21 protein-coding genes and 1 tRNA gene are annotated in these 16,659 nt (G+C 63.6%); 9 read left to right on the top strand and 13 right to left on the bottom strand.

All coding sequences use genetic code 11. The annotated features are described in order from the left end of the window. Positions 1–53: 53 nt before the first annotated feature. The 3 genes from VCK47_RS17090 to VCK47_RS17080 all read right to left on the bottom strand — a co-directional run bounded on the left by VCK47_RS17090 (position 54) and on the right by VCK47_RS17080 (position 2,939). Positions 54–449, bottom strand: coding sequence for a nuclear transport factor 2 family protein (locus VCK47_RS17090; protein ID WP_322891290.1), 396 nt, complete (start codon positions 447–449; stop codon positions 54–56). Between the two features lie 88 nt (positions 450–537). Continuing rightward, positions 538–2,169: a sulfatase-like hydrolase/transferase gene (locus VCK47_RS17085; RefSeq protein ID WP_322891291.1), complete on the bottom strand. Its 1,632-nt coding sequence runs from the start codon at positions 2,167–2,169 to the stop codon at positions 538–540. Beyond that, the gene (locus VCK47_RS17080) at positions 2,166–2,939 is read right to left on the bottom strand and encodes a CDP-alcohol phosphatidyltransferase family protein (RefSeq protein WP_322891292.1); all 774 of its coding nucleotides are present in this window, start codon (positions 2,937–2,939) and stop codon (positions 2,166–2,168) included. The genes VCK47_RS17085 and VCK47_RS17080 overlap by 4 nt, the downstream gene beginning before the upstream one ends. A 100-nt stretch (positions 2,940–3,039) precedes the next feature. On the opposite strand from VCK47_RS17080, the gene VCK47_RS17075 reads away from it, so the two are divergent. Further along, complete coding sequence (locus VCK47_RS17075) at positions 3,040–3,579, top strand: cytochrome b (protein ID WP_322891293.1); 540 nt, start codon at positions 3,040–3,042, stop codon at positions 3,577–3,579. 69 nt (positions 3,580–3,648) lie between these two features. Here the strand turns inward: VCK47_RS17075 and VCK47_RS17070 are convergent, their stop codons facing one another. Continuing rightward, positions 3,649–4,410 carry an endonuclease/exonuclease/phosphatase family protein gene (locus VCK47_RS17070; RefSeq protein WP_322891294.1) on the bottom strand — a complete coding sequence of 254 codons (762 nt, stop codon included), beginning with the start codon at positions 4,408–4,410 and terminating at the stop codon, positions 3,649–3,651. 138 nt (positions 4,411–4,548) lie between these two features. Here VCK47_RS17070 and VCK47_RS17065 point away from each other — a divergent pair, with 138 nt between their 5' ends. Beyond that, positions 4,549–5,688, top strand: a complete 1,140-nt coding sequence (locus tag VCK47_RS17065; protein WP_322891295.1) for a lytic murein transglycosylase — start codon at positions 4,549–4,551, stop codon at positions 5,686–5,688. Between the two features lie 67 nt (positions 5,689–5,755). Here VCK47_RS17065 and VCK47_RS17060 read toward each other — a convergent pair. Together VCK47_RS17060 and VCK47_RS17055 are read right to left on the bottom strand one after the other, a co-directional pair. Further along, positions 5,756–5,831, bottom strand: a tRNA-Thr gene (locus VCK47_RS17060). A gap of 103 nt (positions 5,832–5,934) precedes the next feature. After that, on the bottom strand, positions 5,935–7,590 hold the full coding sequence (locus VCK47_RS17055) for an iron ABC transporter permease (protein WP_322891296.1): 1,656 nt from the start codon (positions 7,588–7,590) through the stop codon (positions 5,935–5,937). An 82-nt stretch (positions 7,591–7,672) separates the two neighbouring features. Between VCK47_RS17055 and VCK47_RS17050 the strand changes: the two genes are divergently transcribed. After that, positions 7,673–8,554 carry a hypothetical protein gene (locus VCK47_RS17050; protein ID WP_322891297.1) on the top strand — a complete coding sequence of 294 codons (882 nt, stop codon included), beginning with the start codon at positions 7,673–7,675 and terminating at the stop codon, positions 8,552–8,554. A gap of 4 nt (positions 8,555–8,558) precedes the next feature. Here VCK47_RS17050 and VCK47_RS17045 read toward each other — a convergent pair whose 3' ends face one another. Then, positions 8,559–8,819 carry a DUF2312 domain-containing protein gene (locus tag VCK47_RS17045; RefSeq protein ID WP_087208023.1) on the bottom strand — a complete coding sequence of 87 codons (261 nt, stop codon included), beginning with the start codon at positions 8,817–8,819 and terminating at the stop codon, positions 8,559–8,561. A gap of 108 nt (positions 8,820–8,927) precedes the next feature. Here VCK47_RS17045 and VCK47_RS17040 point away from each other — a divergent pair, with 108 nt between their 5' ends. Beyond that, positions 8,928–9,143 carry a hypothetical protein gene (locus tag VCK47_RS17040; protein ID WP_322891298.1) on the top strand — a complete coding sequence of 72 codons (216 nt, stop codon included), beginning with the start codon at positions 8,928–8,930 and terminating at the stop codon, positions 9,141–9,143. Here the strand turns inward: VCK47_RS17040 and VCK47_RS17035 are convergent. Continuing rightward, positions 9,140–10,156: a phosphotransferase gene (locus VCK47_RS17035; RefSeq protein ID WP_416236686.1), complete on the bottom strand. Its 1,017-nt coding sequence runs from the start codon at positions 10,154–10,156 to the stop codon at positions 9,140–9,142. The two genes, VCK47_RS17040 and VCK47_RS17035, sit on opposite strands and share 4 nt — an antisense overlap. Before the next feature lie 118 nt (positions 10,157–10,274). Here VCK47_RS17035 and VCK47_RS17030 point away from each other — a divergent pair, with 118 nt between their 5' ends. Then, positions 10,275–11,504 (top strand): acyl-CoA dehydrogenase family protein, encoded by a 1,230-nt coding sequence (locus VCK47_RS17030; protein ID WP_322891300.1) that lies wholly within the window; start codon positions 10,275–10,277, stop codon positions 11,502–11,504. Here the strand turns inward: VCK47_RS17030 and VCK47_RS17025 are convergent. After that, positions 11,477–11,794 (bottom strand): metalloregulator ArsR/SmtB family transcription factor, encoded by a 318-nt coding sequence (locus tag VCK47_RS17025; RefSeq protein ID WP_322891301.1) that lies wholly within the window; start codon positions 11,792–11,794, stop codon positions 11,477–11,479. The two genes, VCK47_RS17030 and VCK47_RS17025, sit on opposite strands and share 28 nt — an antisense overlap. 87 nt (positions 11,795–11,881) lie before the next feature. Here VCK47_RS17025 and VCK47_RS17020 point away from each other — a divergent pair, with 87 nt between their 5' ends. Genes VCK47_RS17020 through VCK47_RS17005 form a run of 4 tightly spaced genes read left to right on the top strand, consistent with a single transcriptional unit; the run spans position 11,882 to position 14,061 of the window. Next, positions 11,882–12,745, top strand: a complete 864-nt coding sequence (locus VCK47_RS17020; protein ID WP_322891302.1) for an MBL fold metallo-hydrolase — start codon at positions 11,882–11,884, stop codon at positions 12,743–12,745. A gap of 23 nt (positions 12,746–12,768) precedes the next feature. Then, positions 12,769–13,194 (top strand): YeeE/YedE family protein, encoded by a 426-nt coding sequence (locus VCK47_RS17015; protein ID WP_322891303.1) that lies wholly within the window; start codon positions 12,769–12,771, stop codon positions 13,192–13,194. Further along, on the top strand, positions 13,194–13,625 hold the full coding sequence (locus VCK47_RS17010; protein WP_322891304.1) for a DUF6691 family protein: 432 nt from the start codon (positions 13,194–13,196) through the stop codon (positions 13,623–13,625). Before VCK47_RS17015 ends, VCK47_RS17010 begins: the two co-directional genes overlap by 1 nt. Before the next feature lie 10 nt (positions 13,626–13,635). Beyond that, a complete protein-coding gene (locus tag VCK47_RS17005; protein WP_322891305.1) occupies positions 13,636–14,061 on the top strand; it encodes a TIGR01244 family sulfur transferase in 426 nt (141 codons plus the stop codon). Between the two features lie 6 nt (positions 14,062–14,067). Here the strand turns inward: VCK47_RS17005 and VCK47_RS17000 are convergent, their stop codons facing one another. From VCK47_RS17000 to VCK47_RS16985, 4 genes are all read right to left on the bottom strand, one after another. After that, entirely contained in the window at positions 14,068–14,568 is a 501-nt protein-coding gene (locus VCK47_RS17000; RefSeq protein WP_322891306.1) for a GNAT family N-acetyltransferase, read from the bottom strand. A 44-nt stretch (positions 14,569–14,612) separates the two neighbouring features. Then, positions 14,613–15,044 (bottom strand): hypothetical protein, encoded by a 432-nt coding sequence (locus VCK47_RS16995; protein WP_322891307.1) that lies wholly within the window; start codon positions 15,042–15,044, stop codon positions 14,613–14,615. Continuing rightward, the gene (locus tag VCK47_RS16990; protein WP_322891308.1) at positions 15,041–15,553 is read right to left on the bottom strand and encodes an SRPBCC family protein; all 513 of its coding nucleotides are present in this window, start codon (positions 15,551–15,553) and stop codon (positions 15,041–15,043) included. The genes VCK47_RS16995 and VCK47_RS16990 overlap by 4 nt, the downstream gene beginning before the upstream one ends. A gap of 136 nt (positions 15,554–15,689) precedes the next feature. Next, positions 15,690–16,658, bottom strand: a complete 969-nt coding sequence (locus tag VCK47_RS16985) for a FliM/FliN family flagellar motor switch protein (protein ID WP_322891309.1) — start codon at positions 16,656–16,658, stop codon at positions 15,690–15,692. Position 16,659 lies beyond the last annotated feature (1 nt).

The raw sequence follows: 16,659 nt of genomic DNA, 5'->3' as shown, positions 1-16,659 counted from the left end.
TTCATATGGCGGCTTTGAGCCCACTTCGGACAGATATGGGTCGATTGAAAAGTTCAGCCCGTGGCAACAGTATCTTGGCTGAAGATATTGATCCAACCCCCGTCCATTCGTTGCCATATTGAACTTACATACATTGCTTCAGGATCGGCTTTGCCAGCACGCAAGAAATCCACTCGATACGATAACACGGCATGCTCTGCACCCAAGGCCATCACTCTATGCATAGAGAGACGGTAGGACTGCATCGTCGCGCCACTTCCAAGCTGTTGAACATGATCGCACTTCCCGGCAAACCCATCAGAGTAGACACCCAAAAATGTGTCTGCCAAAGCTGCATCGTCCGACTGTCGATCACAACGAGTGAGCGCATCCCACACACTTACTTCGCAGGCGCTTAGCTCGGCCAAAAGTTGATCGTCTTGCTCTTGCCTGATTGTCATTTCTGTCATTCGTTCGCACCCCCAAGTGGCTTCGGTACAGACGAAGGTATCGACCAATTGCAATAGTGCCAATGCTTGCTCCGTCCGGCCTACCCCCCTACGGCACCCCCGTCGAATACGCCCGCAAGAACCTGTCGCGGAACAGATCCATCGACCATGCGGGCAGCGTTTCGTCCGGCAACAGGCCCGGCGTCCAGCCCCATTGGTCGATCATCGCGACTACCTCCGTAGGGCCAATCACATGGACCGGCACGTCGAGGCTGGGGCCTTGGGCCACAAAACCCGCCGCCTGATGATCGCCCAGCACTATGAACAATGGCATATCCGCGCCCTGCCGCGCGACATAGGAAAAGCTGACCTGCAGCGCATAGTCGATGGCACGGCGATACTGGTCGCGCACGCGGTCATGGTCGCGCCAGACCACATTGGGCGGATCGTCCGATTGGGCGATCTCGTTAAACACGGTGCCGTCGCCCACATCGTCCCAGTCGATCAGCTCCGGCACCGGCACCCAGGGCGCATGCGACGAAATGAGCGAGATTTCCGCAAAAAGTGGCCGCCCGTCGCGCGGCGCCTTGGCCAGCAGCCGGTCATAGGCCGTCAGCGTGAACTGGTCAGGCATCGTCACCCAGTTGAACGGCAGCCCCTGATAACCCAGATCGTCCTTTGCCAAAATCGTCTCGAACCCGATGCGCGGCCCCTCGGGCCAGTCGCGGGTGATCGCTGGCACCACGGTCGCGGTGTGATAGCCGGCTTGCGTCGCCAGCTGGAACAGCGTCTTGCGCGGGCTGGCCAGCAGCGCGCGATAGCGGATCTGGTCGCTGATCCAGAGGCCAGAGGCGATGGATGTATGCGCCAGCCAGCTTTGCCCGCCGGTGATCGGCGCGGTCATCCAGCCCGAGCGCATCGCAATCGCCTCGATCTGCGCCAGATCGTCTTGCGCCGCACGCAGGGTCGCGCTGTGGGTGGGGATGTAAAGCGGGTTGTCAAAGCTTGCCCGCCCATAGCTTTCGATGAAAATGAACACGACATCGCGGCCTGCCAGACGGTCGAACAGCGGGCTGGCCGCGGCAAAAGGGTCGCTTTCGGCGGCGGCGACAAAGGCTGCAAGCTCGGCCTGCGTCGCACGGTAAAGGCCCACACGGTCATAGGCCAGCCGCGCGGAAAACGCGGCCCCCGGTGGCTTGACAGGCAGCGCCCATTGCCCTTTGGCCGCCCCGATCTGGCCCACCATCACCCCAGCGGCCAGCACCGCCAGCACCCCGAAGCCCCCGCGCCAGACCAGCGCCCAGCCTGCGGGCGGTTGCAACCGCACCCAGCGCCCCGTCGCCCACCAAAGCGCGCCTGCCAGCGCGAAAGGCATCAGCGCCGCGCCAACCGCCACCAGATTGCCCAGAACCGGCCCCAAGGCACCTGTCCCCAGTTCATAGGCCGCGCGGATCAGCCCCATGTCGGTCGCAGGGTTGAACACACGATTGTAAGCCACGAAATTCGCATAATCCGCGATCTTGAGGATGACGATCAGGCTCAGCACCCCGACCAGCAGCGCGCGAAACACCAGCGCGCGCCCCGACAAGGCCAACAGCGCCAACAGGATCACCGGCAGTTCCAGCGGGAACAGCCGCAAGGCCCCCCATGTCATCGCGTTCGGATGGTTGGGCTGGATCAGCGCCAGATGCAGCAGGGCCGCAGCCAGCACCACCCCGAAAAGACGCAAGACCAGATTCATGCGCTGCGCAGGCGCCACAGATAGCGGATATCGACGCCGAAGGACCAGATCACCAGCGCGAGCGCACAGCCAGCCAACCCCACAGCCCACAGCCCGGTCACAAGCGGCGAAAGCAGCGCGATCAGCACGGCAATCTGGATCACGCAGACCAGCTTGCCGCTGAACCGCGGCGGCGTCGGGCGGTTCAGCCATGGCAAAAGCCACATCGCGCCCAGATAGAGATAGCGCATCAGCCCCAGCAACAGCACCCAGTCGCCAAGCTTGCCGGTCTGCCAGACGACCAGCGCCAGCAGCAGCGCAAGGACGGAATCAACCTCCATGTCGAACCGCGCGCCAAAGCGGCTCGACAGCCCCGACCGGCGCGCGGCCCAGCCGTCGATCCCGTCACAGGCCAGCGCAATGGTGGCGATGGCAACGACAGTCCACGCCAGCAGGGGGTCGGCGGCCACAGCGGGCGCATTCGGCACCACAGCGGCCAGACCCGCCGTCAGGGTCGCGCGGAAATGGGTGACAGTATTGCACAGACCCAGCCGGTCATGCGGATAATGCTGGACCAGTCCGCGCAGCAAAAGCGCATTCAGGCCAAGATAAAGCCCGAGCGCCAGCGCGCCACCGGTCCAGAATGCGGCAGGCTCGGCCCCGAACAGTCCATAGACAACGGCAGCCAGCAACCATAGGTTCGCGACAGCCAGCAGGCCAAAGCGCACAAGCAGCGGGACGTTCCGCCCGCGGCGCGCCTCTTGCGCAGGGTGATCAAGTGTAACAGCCATATGACCAGACATAGCATCACCCCGTCCAAGTCAACGGCGATCAACTGACCGGTTGACACAAACGCGCGACCGCCCTTTGCTGGGCGCAAAGGAGCATTGCATGCAAAACGGTTACCGCCTTCCCGCCCGGATTCTGCATTGGGGACTGGCCCTTGCGATCATCGTCATGCTGCCGGTCGGCGGGATCATGGTCGGCGACGGGCTGGACCGCGCCACGCAGAACGCGCTCTTCATCCTGCATAAGAACCTTGGCGTGGTGATCCTGCTCTTGATGGTGATCCGGCTGGCCTACCGCGCGCTCAACCCGCCTGCCCCCCTGCCCGCGCATATGCCCGGCTGGCAGAAACAGGCCGCGGGGGCGACGCATATCCTGCTCTATGTGATGGTCTTTTTCATGGCGATCACGGGTTATGTCCGTGTGACGATGGGCGGCTTCCCGATCGAGGGGCTAGGTGCCATCGGGCTGCACCCGCTTCTGCCGCGCAACGAGGCCATCGCGGAAATCGCGAAATCGGCGCATTTCTACGGTCGTTTCATACTGCTTGCGGTGCTTGCGCTGCATATCGGCGCGGCGCTGCATCACGCCCTGATCCTGCGCGACGGCGTCTTCGGGCGCATCTGGCCCTTCTGGCGCGCGTAACGACTTCTTTTTTCCAAAAATACTCTGGGGTGAGCCCGGATGAAATCCGGGCGAGGGGCAAAGCCCCTTCTACCCCAACGCCACCCGCGCGCTAAGCGGCAGATGATCGGATGCCGCGCGGATCGCGGCAGTATCGACCACCTGCAAATCCTGCACTGCCCCTGCCCGGTCCGACAGGATGCGGTCCAAAGGCAGCACAGGACGATGCGCCGGAAAGGTCCGCCTGACACCGCCCTCGAACCGCCGCCCCAGCAGGCGCGGTGAAAACGCAAGGCCCGACCAAGGCCGCCATTCGTTCAGATCGCCCAAAAGCAGGGTCTGCATGGCGGGGCGGCGGCGCAGATACTGGCCGATGATGCGCATCTGCACGATCCGCAAGGGCTGCGACAGCGACAGATGCATGGTCATGATCCGGCAGGCGATGCCCGCATGCAGCACCTCGGCCACGACAGCCCCGCGATGGCAATGCCCGGGCAGGTCGATGACATCGCAGGCCGTGACGGTGATCGCAGGGTCCACAAACAGGATCGAGCCCAGAAACCCGTGGCTCTGCGGGCCCCAGCGCATATGGGTCTGGTCATGCACATGGCGCAGACCGGTCTGCGCCGCGATCCGGTCCAGATCGAGGATCCCCGCATGCGGCGGGCATTCGCCGTCAGCCTCCTGCAAGGCCAGCACCTGATGCCGACCCAAAGGGCTGAGATCGCCGGTAATCGCGTCCGCCACACGCTCGGGATCGACGCGGCCGTCGCGCCCCTTGGCGCGGTGGATGTTCCATGTGGCGCAATTGATGACGGGCACGGTGTCGGACTCCTCTTCGCGCAATCTCATGCCAGAGCGACCGGCGAAGCTGAATGCAAAACTTCGTGTAATTTGTGGCAACGCCCCGCCTGCCCTGCGATGGCAGGATTGTGCCAGCGGCAGAAGCCGCTAGACTGCGCCAAAAGAAAACAAAAGCGAGAGCAGGACATGACCACCCACAGACGTTTCATCATCGCGGGGCTGGGCGCAAGCCTGCTTGCGGCCTGCGCCACCACGCCGCGCAGCACCATGACCACAGTGCGGCCCGCCGCCGCCAGTGCCACGCCGCCCGACCTGCTCCCGCAGCGCGATGCCGGCTATGATGCCTGGATTGCGGGGTTTCGCGGACGCGCGACAGCGCAAGGCGTATCGCCTGCGACCTTCGACGCGGCCTTCCGCAATGCGGGCTTTCTGCCAGGCGTCGTCACGCGCGACCGCAACCAGACCGAATTCCGCCGCACGCTGGAAGACTACCTTGCCATCGCCGCCTCTGACGACCGCATCGCCAAAGGCCGTGCGGCCTATGCCCGTCACGCGCCGGTGCTGAACGCGATCGAGGCGCGCTATGGCGTAAGCCGCTATATCGTCACAGCGATCTGGGGGCTGGAAAGCTTTTACGGCGAACGGCAAGGGGACATCCCCGTGATCGCCGCCACCTCGACGCTGGCCTACGAAGGCCGCCGTGGCGCGTTTTTCGAAGCACAGACGCTTGAAGCCCTGCGCATCCTGCAGGCAGGCGACATCACGCCCGCCCGCATGACCGGATCATGGGCGGGGGCGATGGGCCATACCCAGTTCATCCCCACGACATTCGCCCAATTCGCGGTGGATTTCACCGGTGACGGGCGGCGCGACATCTGGGCGGATGACCCAAGCGACGCGCTGGCCAGTGCCGCCAATTACCTCGCGCGCAGCGGTTGGCAGACCGGCACGGCTTGGGGCCGCGAGGACCCGAACGGCGCGCTGGAACCGCAACCCGGCGGGCCACGGTTCAGCACCACCGCCAATTTCCGCGCGATCAAGCGTTATAACAATTCGGATGCCTATGCGATCGGCGTAGGCCATCTGGCCGACCGGATCGCCGGTGGCGGCCCGTTGCGGATGCCCTTTCCGCCCGACCGTTTCGGGCTGACCAAACCGGACCGTATCGCCTTGCAGAACGGCCTGACGCGGCGGGGTTTCGACACCCAGGGTGCCGATGGCGTGATCGGTGCCAATACCACCCGCGCGATCGAGGCTTTCCAGCGCGCCCAAGGCCTGCCCGTGACCGCCGAACCATCGCAAGCCCTGCTGCGAATGCTGCGCTGACACCAGCGCAGCAGCAACCTCGCTGTGGTCATGGGGCGTTTCATGTGCTGGTTTTCAAGGGTTTTGATGGTGCCCCCACACGGACTCGAACCGCGGACCTACTGATTACAAATCAGTTGCTCTACCAGCTGAGCTATAGGGGCACTGGTGCGGGGCATCCCCCGGTTTGCGGGCGTATAGCAGGGACAAATACGGTCTGGCAATGCCGATTTGGCGGAAATGCGCAAAATATGCGCGCCTTGGAATTCAGCGGTTGGCGCGCGCCAGAAGGATCACTGCCGCCAGCCCCACGAGGGTGATCATCAAGGCGGCTGGGGCGGCCTCTGAGAGGTTCTCGAGCACAGCTTTCGCATGGACCCGCGTGGCCAGCGTTTCATAGTTGAACGGCCGCAAAAGCAGGGTCGCGGGCAATTCTTTGACGATATCGACGAAGACCAAGAGCAGCGCAGAGGCAAGCGAGGCGCGCACCAGCGGCAGATGTACCGCGCGCAGGGTCCCGCCCGCCGTCCGCCCGAGCGAGCGGGCGGCCATCGGCAGGCTGGGCGACACCCGCCCGAGAGCCGCATCCGTCGTGCCTTGTGCGATGGCGAAGAACCGCACGACATAGGCCAGTACCAAAGCCGCCGCAGATCCGGTGAAGATCAGGCCGGGGTCGCTGAACCCGGCCGCGACGATCCCATCGGCCAGACGGTTGTCAAAGGCAGCGAGCGGCACAAGGATACCAAGCCCCAGCACCGCACCGGGTGCGGCATAGCCAATGGCAGTGACCGGCATCAGCAGCGCGGGCAGCCGGTGGCGCGATATCCGTACACCATAGACCATGAACACCCCGCCCACGACGGTCAGCACCGCCGCGATCCCGCCGACCGTGACCGTGTGCATGACCGCGCGGCGCAGGCCGGGGGCCAGCCATGTCTGGGCATTGAACGCATGGCTCAGGATCACGGCCAGCGGCAACACGAAGCCCATGAGGACTGGAAACAGGCACAGCGCGGTGGCGCTCCACGCCTTAACCCCCACCAATGGTTCCGGCGAGACAGGGCGCGCACCACGGGCCGAGCCGAAGAACCTGATCTTGCGGCGGCTCAGCTTTTCGGCCAGCACCAGAATCACGATCACCGCAAGCATCGTGCTGGCCAGTTGCGCCGCCCCGCCAAGGTTGCCCGCCTGCAGCCAGACCGAGAAGATCCCCGTCGTCAGTGTCTGGACCGCGAAGAAATCCACCGTCCCGTAATCATTGACGGTTTCCATCATCACGATGGCGACAGCGGCAGCGATGGCGGGGCGCGCCAGCGGCAAGCCCACGCGCAAAAACCGGCCCCAGGCTCCTGCCCCCAATGCGCGGGCGACCTCGAAGGCGGCGCCCGATTGTTCGCGGAACGCCGCACGCGCCAGCAGATAGACGTAAGGGTAAAGGGCCGCACTCAGCACCACGATGGCCGCTTCGCGGGTGCGGATCGCGGGGAACCAGTAATCGCGCGGGCTGGTCCAGCCGAAGGTGTCGCGCAGCGCGGTCTGCACGGGGCCTGCGTATTCCAGAAAATCAACCAGCGCATAGGCCCCCACATAGGCGGGCACCGCCAGCGGCATCAGCAAGGCCCATTGCAGGAACGCGCGCCCCGGAAAGCGGTACATGACGACTAGCCACGCCGTCCCTGTTCCCACCACGGCCGTGATCGCGCCCACGCTCAGCATCAGCACAAAGGTGTTGGACAGATAACGCGGCAGCGTGGTGCTGATCAGATGTGGCCAGATGTTTTCGGTCGGCGTCAGCGCGAACCAGACCACCGCGAGGATCGGCATCATCACTGTCGCGGCGATAACGAAAGCCCCGACCGACCACGGGTCGATCCGGCGCCGCCTTGGCCGTTGCAATGAAATCTGACTTATTTGATCGGACATGGCCTCTGGCTTAGTCGAAACCGGTTTCACTGTCCAGAATGCGCCCTATGGTATAGAGCAGCGCAAAAATCGGGGACGCCAAATGCAGATCGCATTTCATATCGGCGCACATTGCACCGACGAGGACCGTTTGCTGAAGTCGGTTCTCAAGAATGCCGATGTGCTGTGGCAGCAGGGCATTGCCGTGCCCGGTCCCGGCAAATACCGCAGCCTGATCCGCGAGGCGATACAGGGCCTTGCGGGCAATGACCTGCACCCCGACACGCGCGACATCCTGCTTGATGCGATCACCGATACCGACGATCTGCGACGATTGGTCCTGAGCAACGAGAATTTTCTTTGCGTGCCGAACCGGATTTATGAACATGGCGTGTTCTATCCGCAGGCAGAAACCAAGACGCGCGGCCTGCACCGCCTGTTCCCCGATGACGACATCAGCCTGTTTCTGGCCATCCGCAATCCGGCGGGTTTCCTGCAGGACACGCTGCGCCGCGTGCAACAGGCCAGCATCGGCGCGGCCCTTGGCGTGCTGGCCCCCGAGGAAATCCGCTGGTCCGACGTGGTCCGCCGCATCAAGCTAGGCGCGCCGGATACGCCCCTGACGGTCTGGTGCAACGAGGATTCGCCGCTGATCTGGGACCAGTTGATCCGCCGCCTGTCGGGGGCTAGCGCACATAGCACCCTTGCGGGCGGCACCGACTTGCTGGCCACGGTGCTGGATGCCCAAGGACTGACGCTTTTGTCGGACAGCCTAGCGAAGGCCTCTTATGACACCGATGCGGACCGCCACGATATGATCGCGGCGATCTGGGCGGACCATGCCCTGCCGGATGCCATCGAGGAAGAGATCACGCTGCCCGAAATGGATGCAGCGACCGTTGCCCATCTGACAGCGCTTTACGAGCAAGACCTTGACGTGATCGACGCGATGCCGGGGGTCGAATTGCTGCTGCCGTTCCGCTGACGGCTCAGGACATGCCCAGCGCCGACATGTACAGGTCCATCACCGCTTCTTCCTCGGCCAGATCATTGGCGTCGCGTTTGCGGATCGCGATGATCTTGCGCAGGACCTTGGTGTCGTAGCCGCGCCCTTTGGCTTCGGCCATCACCTCTTTCTGGGCGTCGGCGATGTCTTTTTTCTCGGCCTCCAGCCGTTCGAAGCGTTCGATGAACTGGCGCAATTCCTCGGCGGCAACATTGGATGTGGTTTCGATGATTGAATCGGTCATGACGCTCTCCTGCGGGGTTGCAGTTTCCTAGCCCGTGGTCTGTGGACCCGCAACCCTTGCGCAACGCCTGCCCCCACGCTAGGGCAGGCAAAACGAATGAGGTGCAGGATGGAAATCGTTATCTGGATCGGTGCAGCGATGTCGGTGCTTGGCCTGATCGGGATCGGCTATAGCGTCGTCATGGTCATGCGCGCGAAACGTGCGAACCTGCCCGATGATGAAATGCGCGCCCGTCTGGGCAAGGTGCTGCCTGTCAATCTCGGCGCTTTGTTCGTGTCGGTGCTAGGGCTGATGACAGTCGCCCTTGGAATCATGCTGGGCTAGGGTCCGTCACGGGTCACCTGCAGGGCCAGCGCGGCAAGGACCGGCACGGCCTGCCCGTAAACGCGCGCCTGTTCAGGGTTTGACGCATTGCCGCTATCGGCGCGTGCCGCAACGCCCGCAAGGATCGCAGCGAGCCTGAAAAACGCAAACACCAGATAAAAGGCCCAGTTGTCGATCGCGGGCAGCCCGCGCCGCGCGACATAGGCCGCAATATACTCCGCCTCGGTCGGCAGGCCGTGGGCCGCGCGGTCGATCCCGCCAAGGCCCCGCATCGTGCCATCGTTGGGCAGCCGCCATTGCATGCATTGATAGGCAAGGTCCGCCAGCGGATGCCCCAACGTGGACAATTCCCAATCCAGCACGCCCAGAATGTCCGGCTTGTCCCGCGCAAAGATCATGTTGTCGAGCCGCCAGTCGCCATGCACCAGCGCCACCTGCCCGTCATCGGGCGGCATTTCTTGTTCCAGCCAAGCGATGATCTGCGCCATCGCTGGGCTGGGTTCGGCGACGCTGGCCAGATACTGGCGGGACCAGCGGTCCAGCTGGCGGGCGAAATAATTGCCGGGCTTGCCGAAATCCGACAGGCCGACGGCTGCGACGTCTACATCGTGCAAGGCCGCAAGGGCCGCGTTCATCGCGTCATAGATCGCGGCACGGTCCGTCTGCGCCACTTCCGGCAAGGCAGGGTCCCAGAAAATGCGCCCGTCCAGATAATCCATGACGAAAAACGCGCGTCCGCTCGGGGATGTGGCGGCATCGGCCAGATGCAGCACGCGCGGCACGGGCACAGCTGTCTTTGCCAGCGCCTGCATCACGCGAAATTCGCGGTCCACCGCATGGGCAGAGGGCAGCAGGTCGCCGGGCGGTTTGCTGCGCAGCACATAGCGCCCGCTGGCGGCCGTGATCAGATAGGTCGGGTTGGACTGGCCGGTGCCGAATTTGGCAACCTCTTGCAAATCCTCAAACCCCGGCACGGCCCCCGACAGGGTGCTGTCCAGCGTGGCAAGGGACATGCCGATATCTTTCGCCGCCTCGGTCATGCCCCGATAGGGCCACGTGACGCCAAGTAGCGCAAGCCGTTGATTGACACGGCCCGTGTGCGATGCACCATGACGTCACGGGAGGATCACCATGGATCTTGGACAGACCGCGCGGCTGAAACCCGTGCTTGCCGCCGTCAAGGCGATGATCGCGGATGAGATCGCGCCGCTCGATACGGCATTTCTGGCCGAGGTCGATATCGGAGACCGCTGGCAATTCACCCCCCGCCAGACCGAGATTCTGGAAGGGCTGAAGGCCAAGGCGCGCGACCGTGGCCTGTGGAATTTCTGGGACACGTTCCGCGATGGCCCCAGCCTGAACACCGTCGAATATGCCTATCTGGCCGAGGAAATGGGCAAAAGCCATCTGGCGGCGGAAGTGTTCAACTGCAACGCGCCGGACACCGGCAATATGGAGGTGTTCGCGCGCTACGGTACCGACGCGATGAAAGACCGCTGGCTGAAACCGCTGATGGCGGGAGAAATCCGGTCGGCCTATCTTATGACCGAACCCGATGTGGCAAGCTCGGACGCCACCAATATCGCCATGACCTGCGTGCGTGACGGCGACGCGTATGTACTGAACGGCCAGAAATGGTGGGCGACGGGCGCGGGTGATCCGCGCTGCGCGGTGCATATCGTCATGGTGCGCACCAACGATGACGCGCCCAAGCACCAGCGCCATTCGATGATCGTGGTCCCTGCCGATACGCCCGGAATCGTGAAACTGCGCGCGATGGAGGTGTACGGCCATGACGACGCCCCCCACGGCCACATGCATTTCCGTTATGACAATGTCCGTGTTCCTGCCGACCATCTGCTGCTGGGTGAAGGGCGCGGCTTCGAGATCGCGCAAGGCCGCCTTGGCCCCGGCCGTATCCACCATTGCATGCGCGCCATCGGGCAGGCCGAAAAGGCGCTGGCGCTGATGTGCGAACGGTCGGTCAGCCGCGCGGCTTTCGGCAAACCGCTGGCGGAACTGGGCGAGAATTACGACCTGATCGCCACCGCGCGGATGGAGATCGAACAGGCGCGCCTTCTCTGCCTCAAGGCGGCGTGGATGATGGACCAAGGCGACAAACGTGCCGCTGCCCCGTGGATCAGCCAGATCAAGGTCGTGGCCCCCGCCGTGGCGCTGAAAATCACCGACATGGCGGTGCAGATGTTCGGGGCTGCGGGCGTGTCGCAGGACACGCCGCTCGCGCGGCAATGGACGCATCTGCGCACCTTGCGGCTGGCAGACGGGCCGGATGCCGTACACCGCAGGCAGGTCGCCCGCGCGGAGCTTGCTGCTTACACGGCGGGGCAGAAAATCTCGTAGATGCGTTCCAAGAGCGGGCGCACACGCGGGTCCGCCAGTTGATAGCGGATGCTGCGCCCGTCACGCGTGCACGATACCAGACCTTCGTTGCGCAAACGCAAAAGCTGGCCTGACACATAGGACTGGCTGGCGCCAAGGGCTGTTTCGAGCTCGCCCACGGACATTTCACCGGGCACCAAGGCGCACAAAATGCGCAGGCGCCCCGGATTGGACAACGCCTTGAGCAAGTCCGCCGCCTCGTTCGCTGCGGCATCCATCGGGTCCAGTTGAAAATCGATTGCTTGGCTCATGGCCTCATCCTACGCGCATTTTTTACACATTTCAACATTGAAATGTTTTCAGGAACCCTTATTATATGTCTGCAAAGGAGAATCAACATGAAACCAGAAGTCAAAGCCTTCTTCGATGAAGCCACCAACACGATTTCCTACGTGGTGCGCGAACCACAGGGTAGCGCCTGCGCGATTGTTGACAGCGTGCTGGATTACGACCCCGCCGCAGGCCGCACCGATACGACCTCGGCCGACGCGATTATCGCTTGGGTCAAGGATCAGGGGCTGACGGTCGCGTGGATCCTCGAAAGCCATGTGCACGCCGACCATCTGTCTGCCGCCCCCTATCTGCAACAGCATCTGGGCGGCAAGATCGGGATCGGGTCCAATATCACCATCGTGCAGGACACATTTGGCAAGATCTTCAACGAAGGCACCGAATTCCAGCGCGACGGGTCGCAGTTCGACGCACTGTTCAAGGAAGGCGACACGTTCCACATCGGGCAGATGCGCGCCGATGTGCTGCACACGCCCGGCCATACGCCTGCCTGCCTGACCTATGTGGTTGGCGATGCGGCCTTTGTCGGCGACACGCTGTTCATGCCCGATTTCGGCACCGCGCGCTGCGATTTCCCCGGCGGGTCGGCGACGGATCTTTACAATTCGATCCAGAAAATCCTCGCCCTGCCCGACGAGACACGGATTTTCGTGGGCCATGACTACAAAGCCCCCGGCCGCGATGAATTCGCATGGGAAACCACGGTGGGTGAACAGAAGGCGATGAATATCCACGTGGGTGCGGGCAAACCGCTGGAGGATTTCGTGTCGATGCGCACCACGCGCGACGCACAACTGGGCATGCCCCGGCTGATCCTGCCATCGCTGCAGACCAACATGCGCGCAGGCAACCTGCCCGAACCTGAAGACAACGGCGCGCGCTATTTCAAAGTGCCGATCAACCAGCTTTGATCGTGAAAAAGTAAGGAAAGACAATGCAACAAGACTGGATCATGGGCCTGATCGGCGGCGGGCTGATCGGGATGGCAGGGGCCTTGTTCCTGCTGGTGAACGGGCGCGTCATGGGGGCCTCTGGCATCATCGGCGGGCTGGTCGATGGCAGCGGGCGCAGTGACTGGCAGGAACGTGCGGCGATGCTGGCGGGGCTGGTCCTCGTTCCCGCCATCGCCGCAGCGGCCATCGGAGGGTCGGAAACGCACTTGACCGGCAACTGGATCGTCATCATCGCGGCGGGCCTCTTGGTAGGCATCGGCACGCGGCTGGCCAATGGCTGCACTTCAGGCCACGGGGTCTGCGGGATTTCGCGGCTGTCGCTGCGGGGCATCGTGGCGACGGCGTTCTATATCGGCGCAGGCGGTCTGACGATGGTCCTGTTCAAACATGTGCTGGGGGTGATCTGATGCGCGCTTTTGTTTCTTTCCTGACGGGCGGCATTTTCGGGCTGGGCCTGCTGATTTCGGGCATGACCGACACCACCAAGGTGCAGGGCTGGCTGGATGTCTTCGGCGACTGGGACCCGACGCTGGCCTTTGTGATGGGCGGCGCGATCATCCCTATGGCGATCGCATGGCGGTTCACCATCGGGCGCAAGCCGGTGCTGGCGGCGGCCTTTCCGACACCACCCGAGCCGCGGATCGGGCGGAACCTTGTGATCGGATCGACGATGTTCGGCGCGGGCTGGGGTCTGGCCGGGCTGTGCCCCGGGCCTGCGATTGCCTCGCTCAGCTATGGCGGCGCGGGTGGTCTTGTCTTTCTGGTCGCGATGCTGGCAGGTATGATGCTGACACCGGGGCTGCGGGTCCGTTTCGACCGCGCCATCCCAGCAACTTAAGAGGACGATCATGGATATCCGACACATCACCCCCGATTACGCGGTTTCGCCCCAGATTGATGTGGCGGATATCCCCGCCATCGCCGCAGCCGGTTTCACCACGATCATCTGCAACCGGCCCGATGCCGAAGTGCCCCCTTCGCATCAGGCCGACGCCATCCGCGCCGCGGCCGAGGCGGCGGGGATCGCTTTTGCCATCAATCCCGTGACCCATCAGGGGCTGAACATGGAGATGGTCAATACGCAGATGGCCGCAGCCGACGCCTCGTCGGGGCCGACGCTTGCCTATTGCGCATCCGGCACGCGGTCCTCGATCGTGTGGTCGCTGGGGCAAGCAGGCAAGATGCCGACCGACGCGATCATCGCGGCCACCGCACAGGCAGGCTACGACCTTGGCGGGATGCGCGGGCAGCTGGATATGCTGGCGAAGGGGTAAGGCACCTCAGCCGAAGTGCCGATACACCAGATCATCGGGATCAGGGCGTGACGCTGTGTCATCCAGCGTCGCGCCCATCCGTTCCGCAAGCCTGCGGGATCGGACGTTCGCTGGATCGACATAACTGACCAGTGTTTTCAGCCCCCTCACACTTGCCGCCCAGTCGCGCAGGGCGGTTGCCGCCTCGAATGCGATGCCCCGCCCCTCTTGGTCGGGATAGACCATCCATCCGATCTCATGTTCAGGAAACAACAGCCCTGCGTTGATCGCCACCTGTCCCGCGCAGAGGCCAGTCACGCGGTCATCAACCATCAAGGCACCGCAGCCGAACATGTCCCATTGCGCATGGTCGGCGCAGAACATGCCCCAAGAGGTGCTGACGGAAAACGGCCCGCCCACATGATGCGCCCGTTCAGAGGTCATCAGTGCGCAATAAGCGCTCCAGTCGTCAAAGGTCATCGCACGCAGTCGCAGTCGCGCTGTTGTTAGCGTGGGAATGGTGGGCATCGTCGGCTTTTCCTTTTGTCAGGCAAATAAGGCGTGCATTCTTATTAGGCCCGATGGCCCGCCTCTATCGCCCGCAAATCCGCAATCACACGGTCATCGCAGGACAAACGTTGCGCGATCTTGCTGCCGGGTTCAATCACCCGCCAGAACGGCACCACGGCGTCACTCGGTTTGCCTTGCGCCATGTCGTCCAAGGCGACTTCGGCCACCACCTTTAGATAGATCGCGGTCGTTACCGGACAGGTCGCTACCGCATCGTTGCGGCGGGCGAGTTCGTTGCGCATCCGGCTGATCGTGCGTGTCTCGCCTTGCGGGACACGCGCGATGTAGTTCGCGAACACGCCGGGCGATCCGATATACATGACGCTGCCCGCCTTGATCCCCGCGAAATCGGTGTGCAGCAGCACGGTTTTTGGCGGTTTTGCGCTGTCAAAGCGCTTGCGCCAGTCTGTGGGGCGTTTTGGCTTTGCGGTCATGGGTTCCCCCGATCAAGGCTGCGGCGCGCGGTTTCGGCGCCCAGTTCGTCAAGATAGGCTGCGGCAAAAGCCTTTGGATCAAAGAACAACCTCGACAGGACCCGCCCCAGCGGCGACGGGGTGGTGGCCTGTTCGGTCACCGTCAACCGCGTGCCGCCCGCATCCGTCGTGGTCAGATCGGCCTGCCACTGACCAGTATATCCCCGCGTGCTTTCGAAAAAAAGCGCGATCCGCGTAGGCTGAACCTCGGTCAGGCGAAAGGTGATACGCTCGCCGCTTTGCGTGATCTCGGTCCATGTGCCGTCCGGTCCGGGCGCGATCGCGGCGATGTTTGCGCGCCAGTCCGGCTGGCGGGCGATGTCGCGGATCGTGCTGTGCACAATCTCCATCGGCGCCTGCAGATCGCGGGTGACTGTCCCTGCACGCGTGGCAGGCAGCGCCGCGCCTACCACTAGGGTGACAACAACCAGACCGGTCAGGGCAAGCGTTGCGACAAGAAAGAATTTCATCACCGATACTCCGCAAAGATGATGCCGCAAAAGGAACCATCAAATCGGAGGCGTGACAATTATCCTTGAATTTCATGATTTACGACAATGACTTGATCCAAACCTCGCATCTCGGGACACGTCTGAACAGGGCGGGCTAGACCCCCTCAAGAATCTCGTTTTCACCGGTATCGCCAAAGGAAAAGGCAACCTCTGGCAAAGCGAGGCTACTGCCGAGCAGATCGTCCATGTCCTTCCCGGGGGCCAGTTCGATCCGCACGGCGCGGTGTCCGGCCAGTTGCCCCAGTTTCGCCTGTGCCACGCAGCGCCCGTCGGGCGCGATCAGCCGCACGGAATTGACGGTGCAGCCGGGCAGCGGCACCACCTGCCCCACTTGCAACGATTGCGCCTGCCCCAGCGGCATCTTGAACCGGTGCAACCGCGCAGTGAGCGACGCAGGCGCGTCCTGCACTGCTGCGGTGAAGGCCGTGTCCCAATCCACCGCTGGTGCGGGCGCTTCTGGCGCGGGGGCGACCGCCTGCACCGGCAGGGCCAGCATCACCTCGCCCCGCCGGTCGCCCGTGCCAAGCTCGACAGTCATCCGCAGAACGCGGTAATCGCCATCAGCCAGCAGCAACCCCGCAAGCCGGCTGTCGGCCAGCCTGTCGCCGGGGGTGACGCCATCGACCCAGCCTTCATAGGCGGTGCCCGTCACGGCCGGCGGCAAGGCAGTCAGAAAGGCCGCAAGTAACGGATCGCAAAGCGCCTTGTCGGTGCCTGTGGCAGGGCGGTCATCAGCGGCCTGATCGATCAGGCGGCCTGTCGTCTGCACCTCGACCACGGCAGCGCGCAGCTGCGTGTCGATCGCGACGAAACCCACCAGCTGCCCTTGCCGGTCCAGCCCGACCAGCATCAGCCCCGCGTCAAGCCCGCCCAACAGATCATCAAGCCGCCCCACGTCATCCGCCGTGCTGGCCACCCGCAGCACCAGCCCCGCCGGATCGGTCGCCGCCTTGACCAGCGCCAGCCGCACCGCGCGCGACGTGGTCAGCGGGCTGACAGGCGGCGTGCCAACGGCCTGCCCCGCCATTCGCCGCAGAATGGAGATATGTGAGCTGTCAGTCATG

The organism is Yoonia sp. 72, from assembly GCF_034652275.1.
Lineage (GTDB): Bacteria > Pseudomonadota > Alphaproteobacteria > Rhodobacterales > Rhodobacteraceae > Yoonia.
The sequence above is the reverse complement of the archived record's forward strand: the minus strand, read 5'-3'. Positions and strand labels throughout refer to the sequence as shown.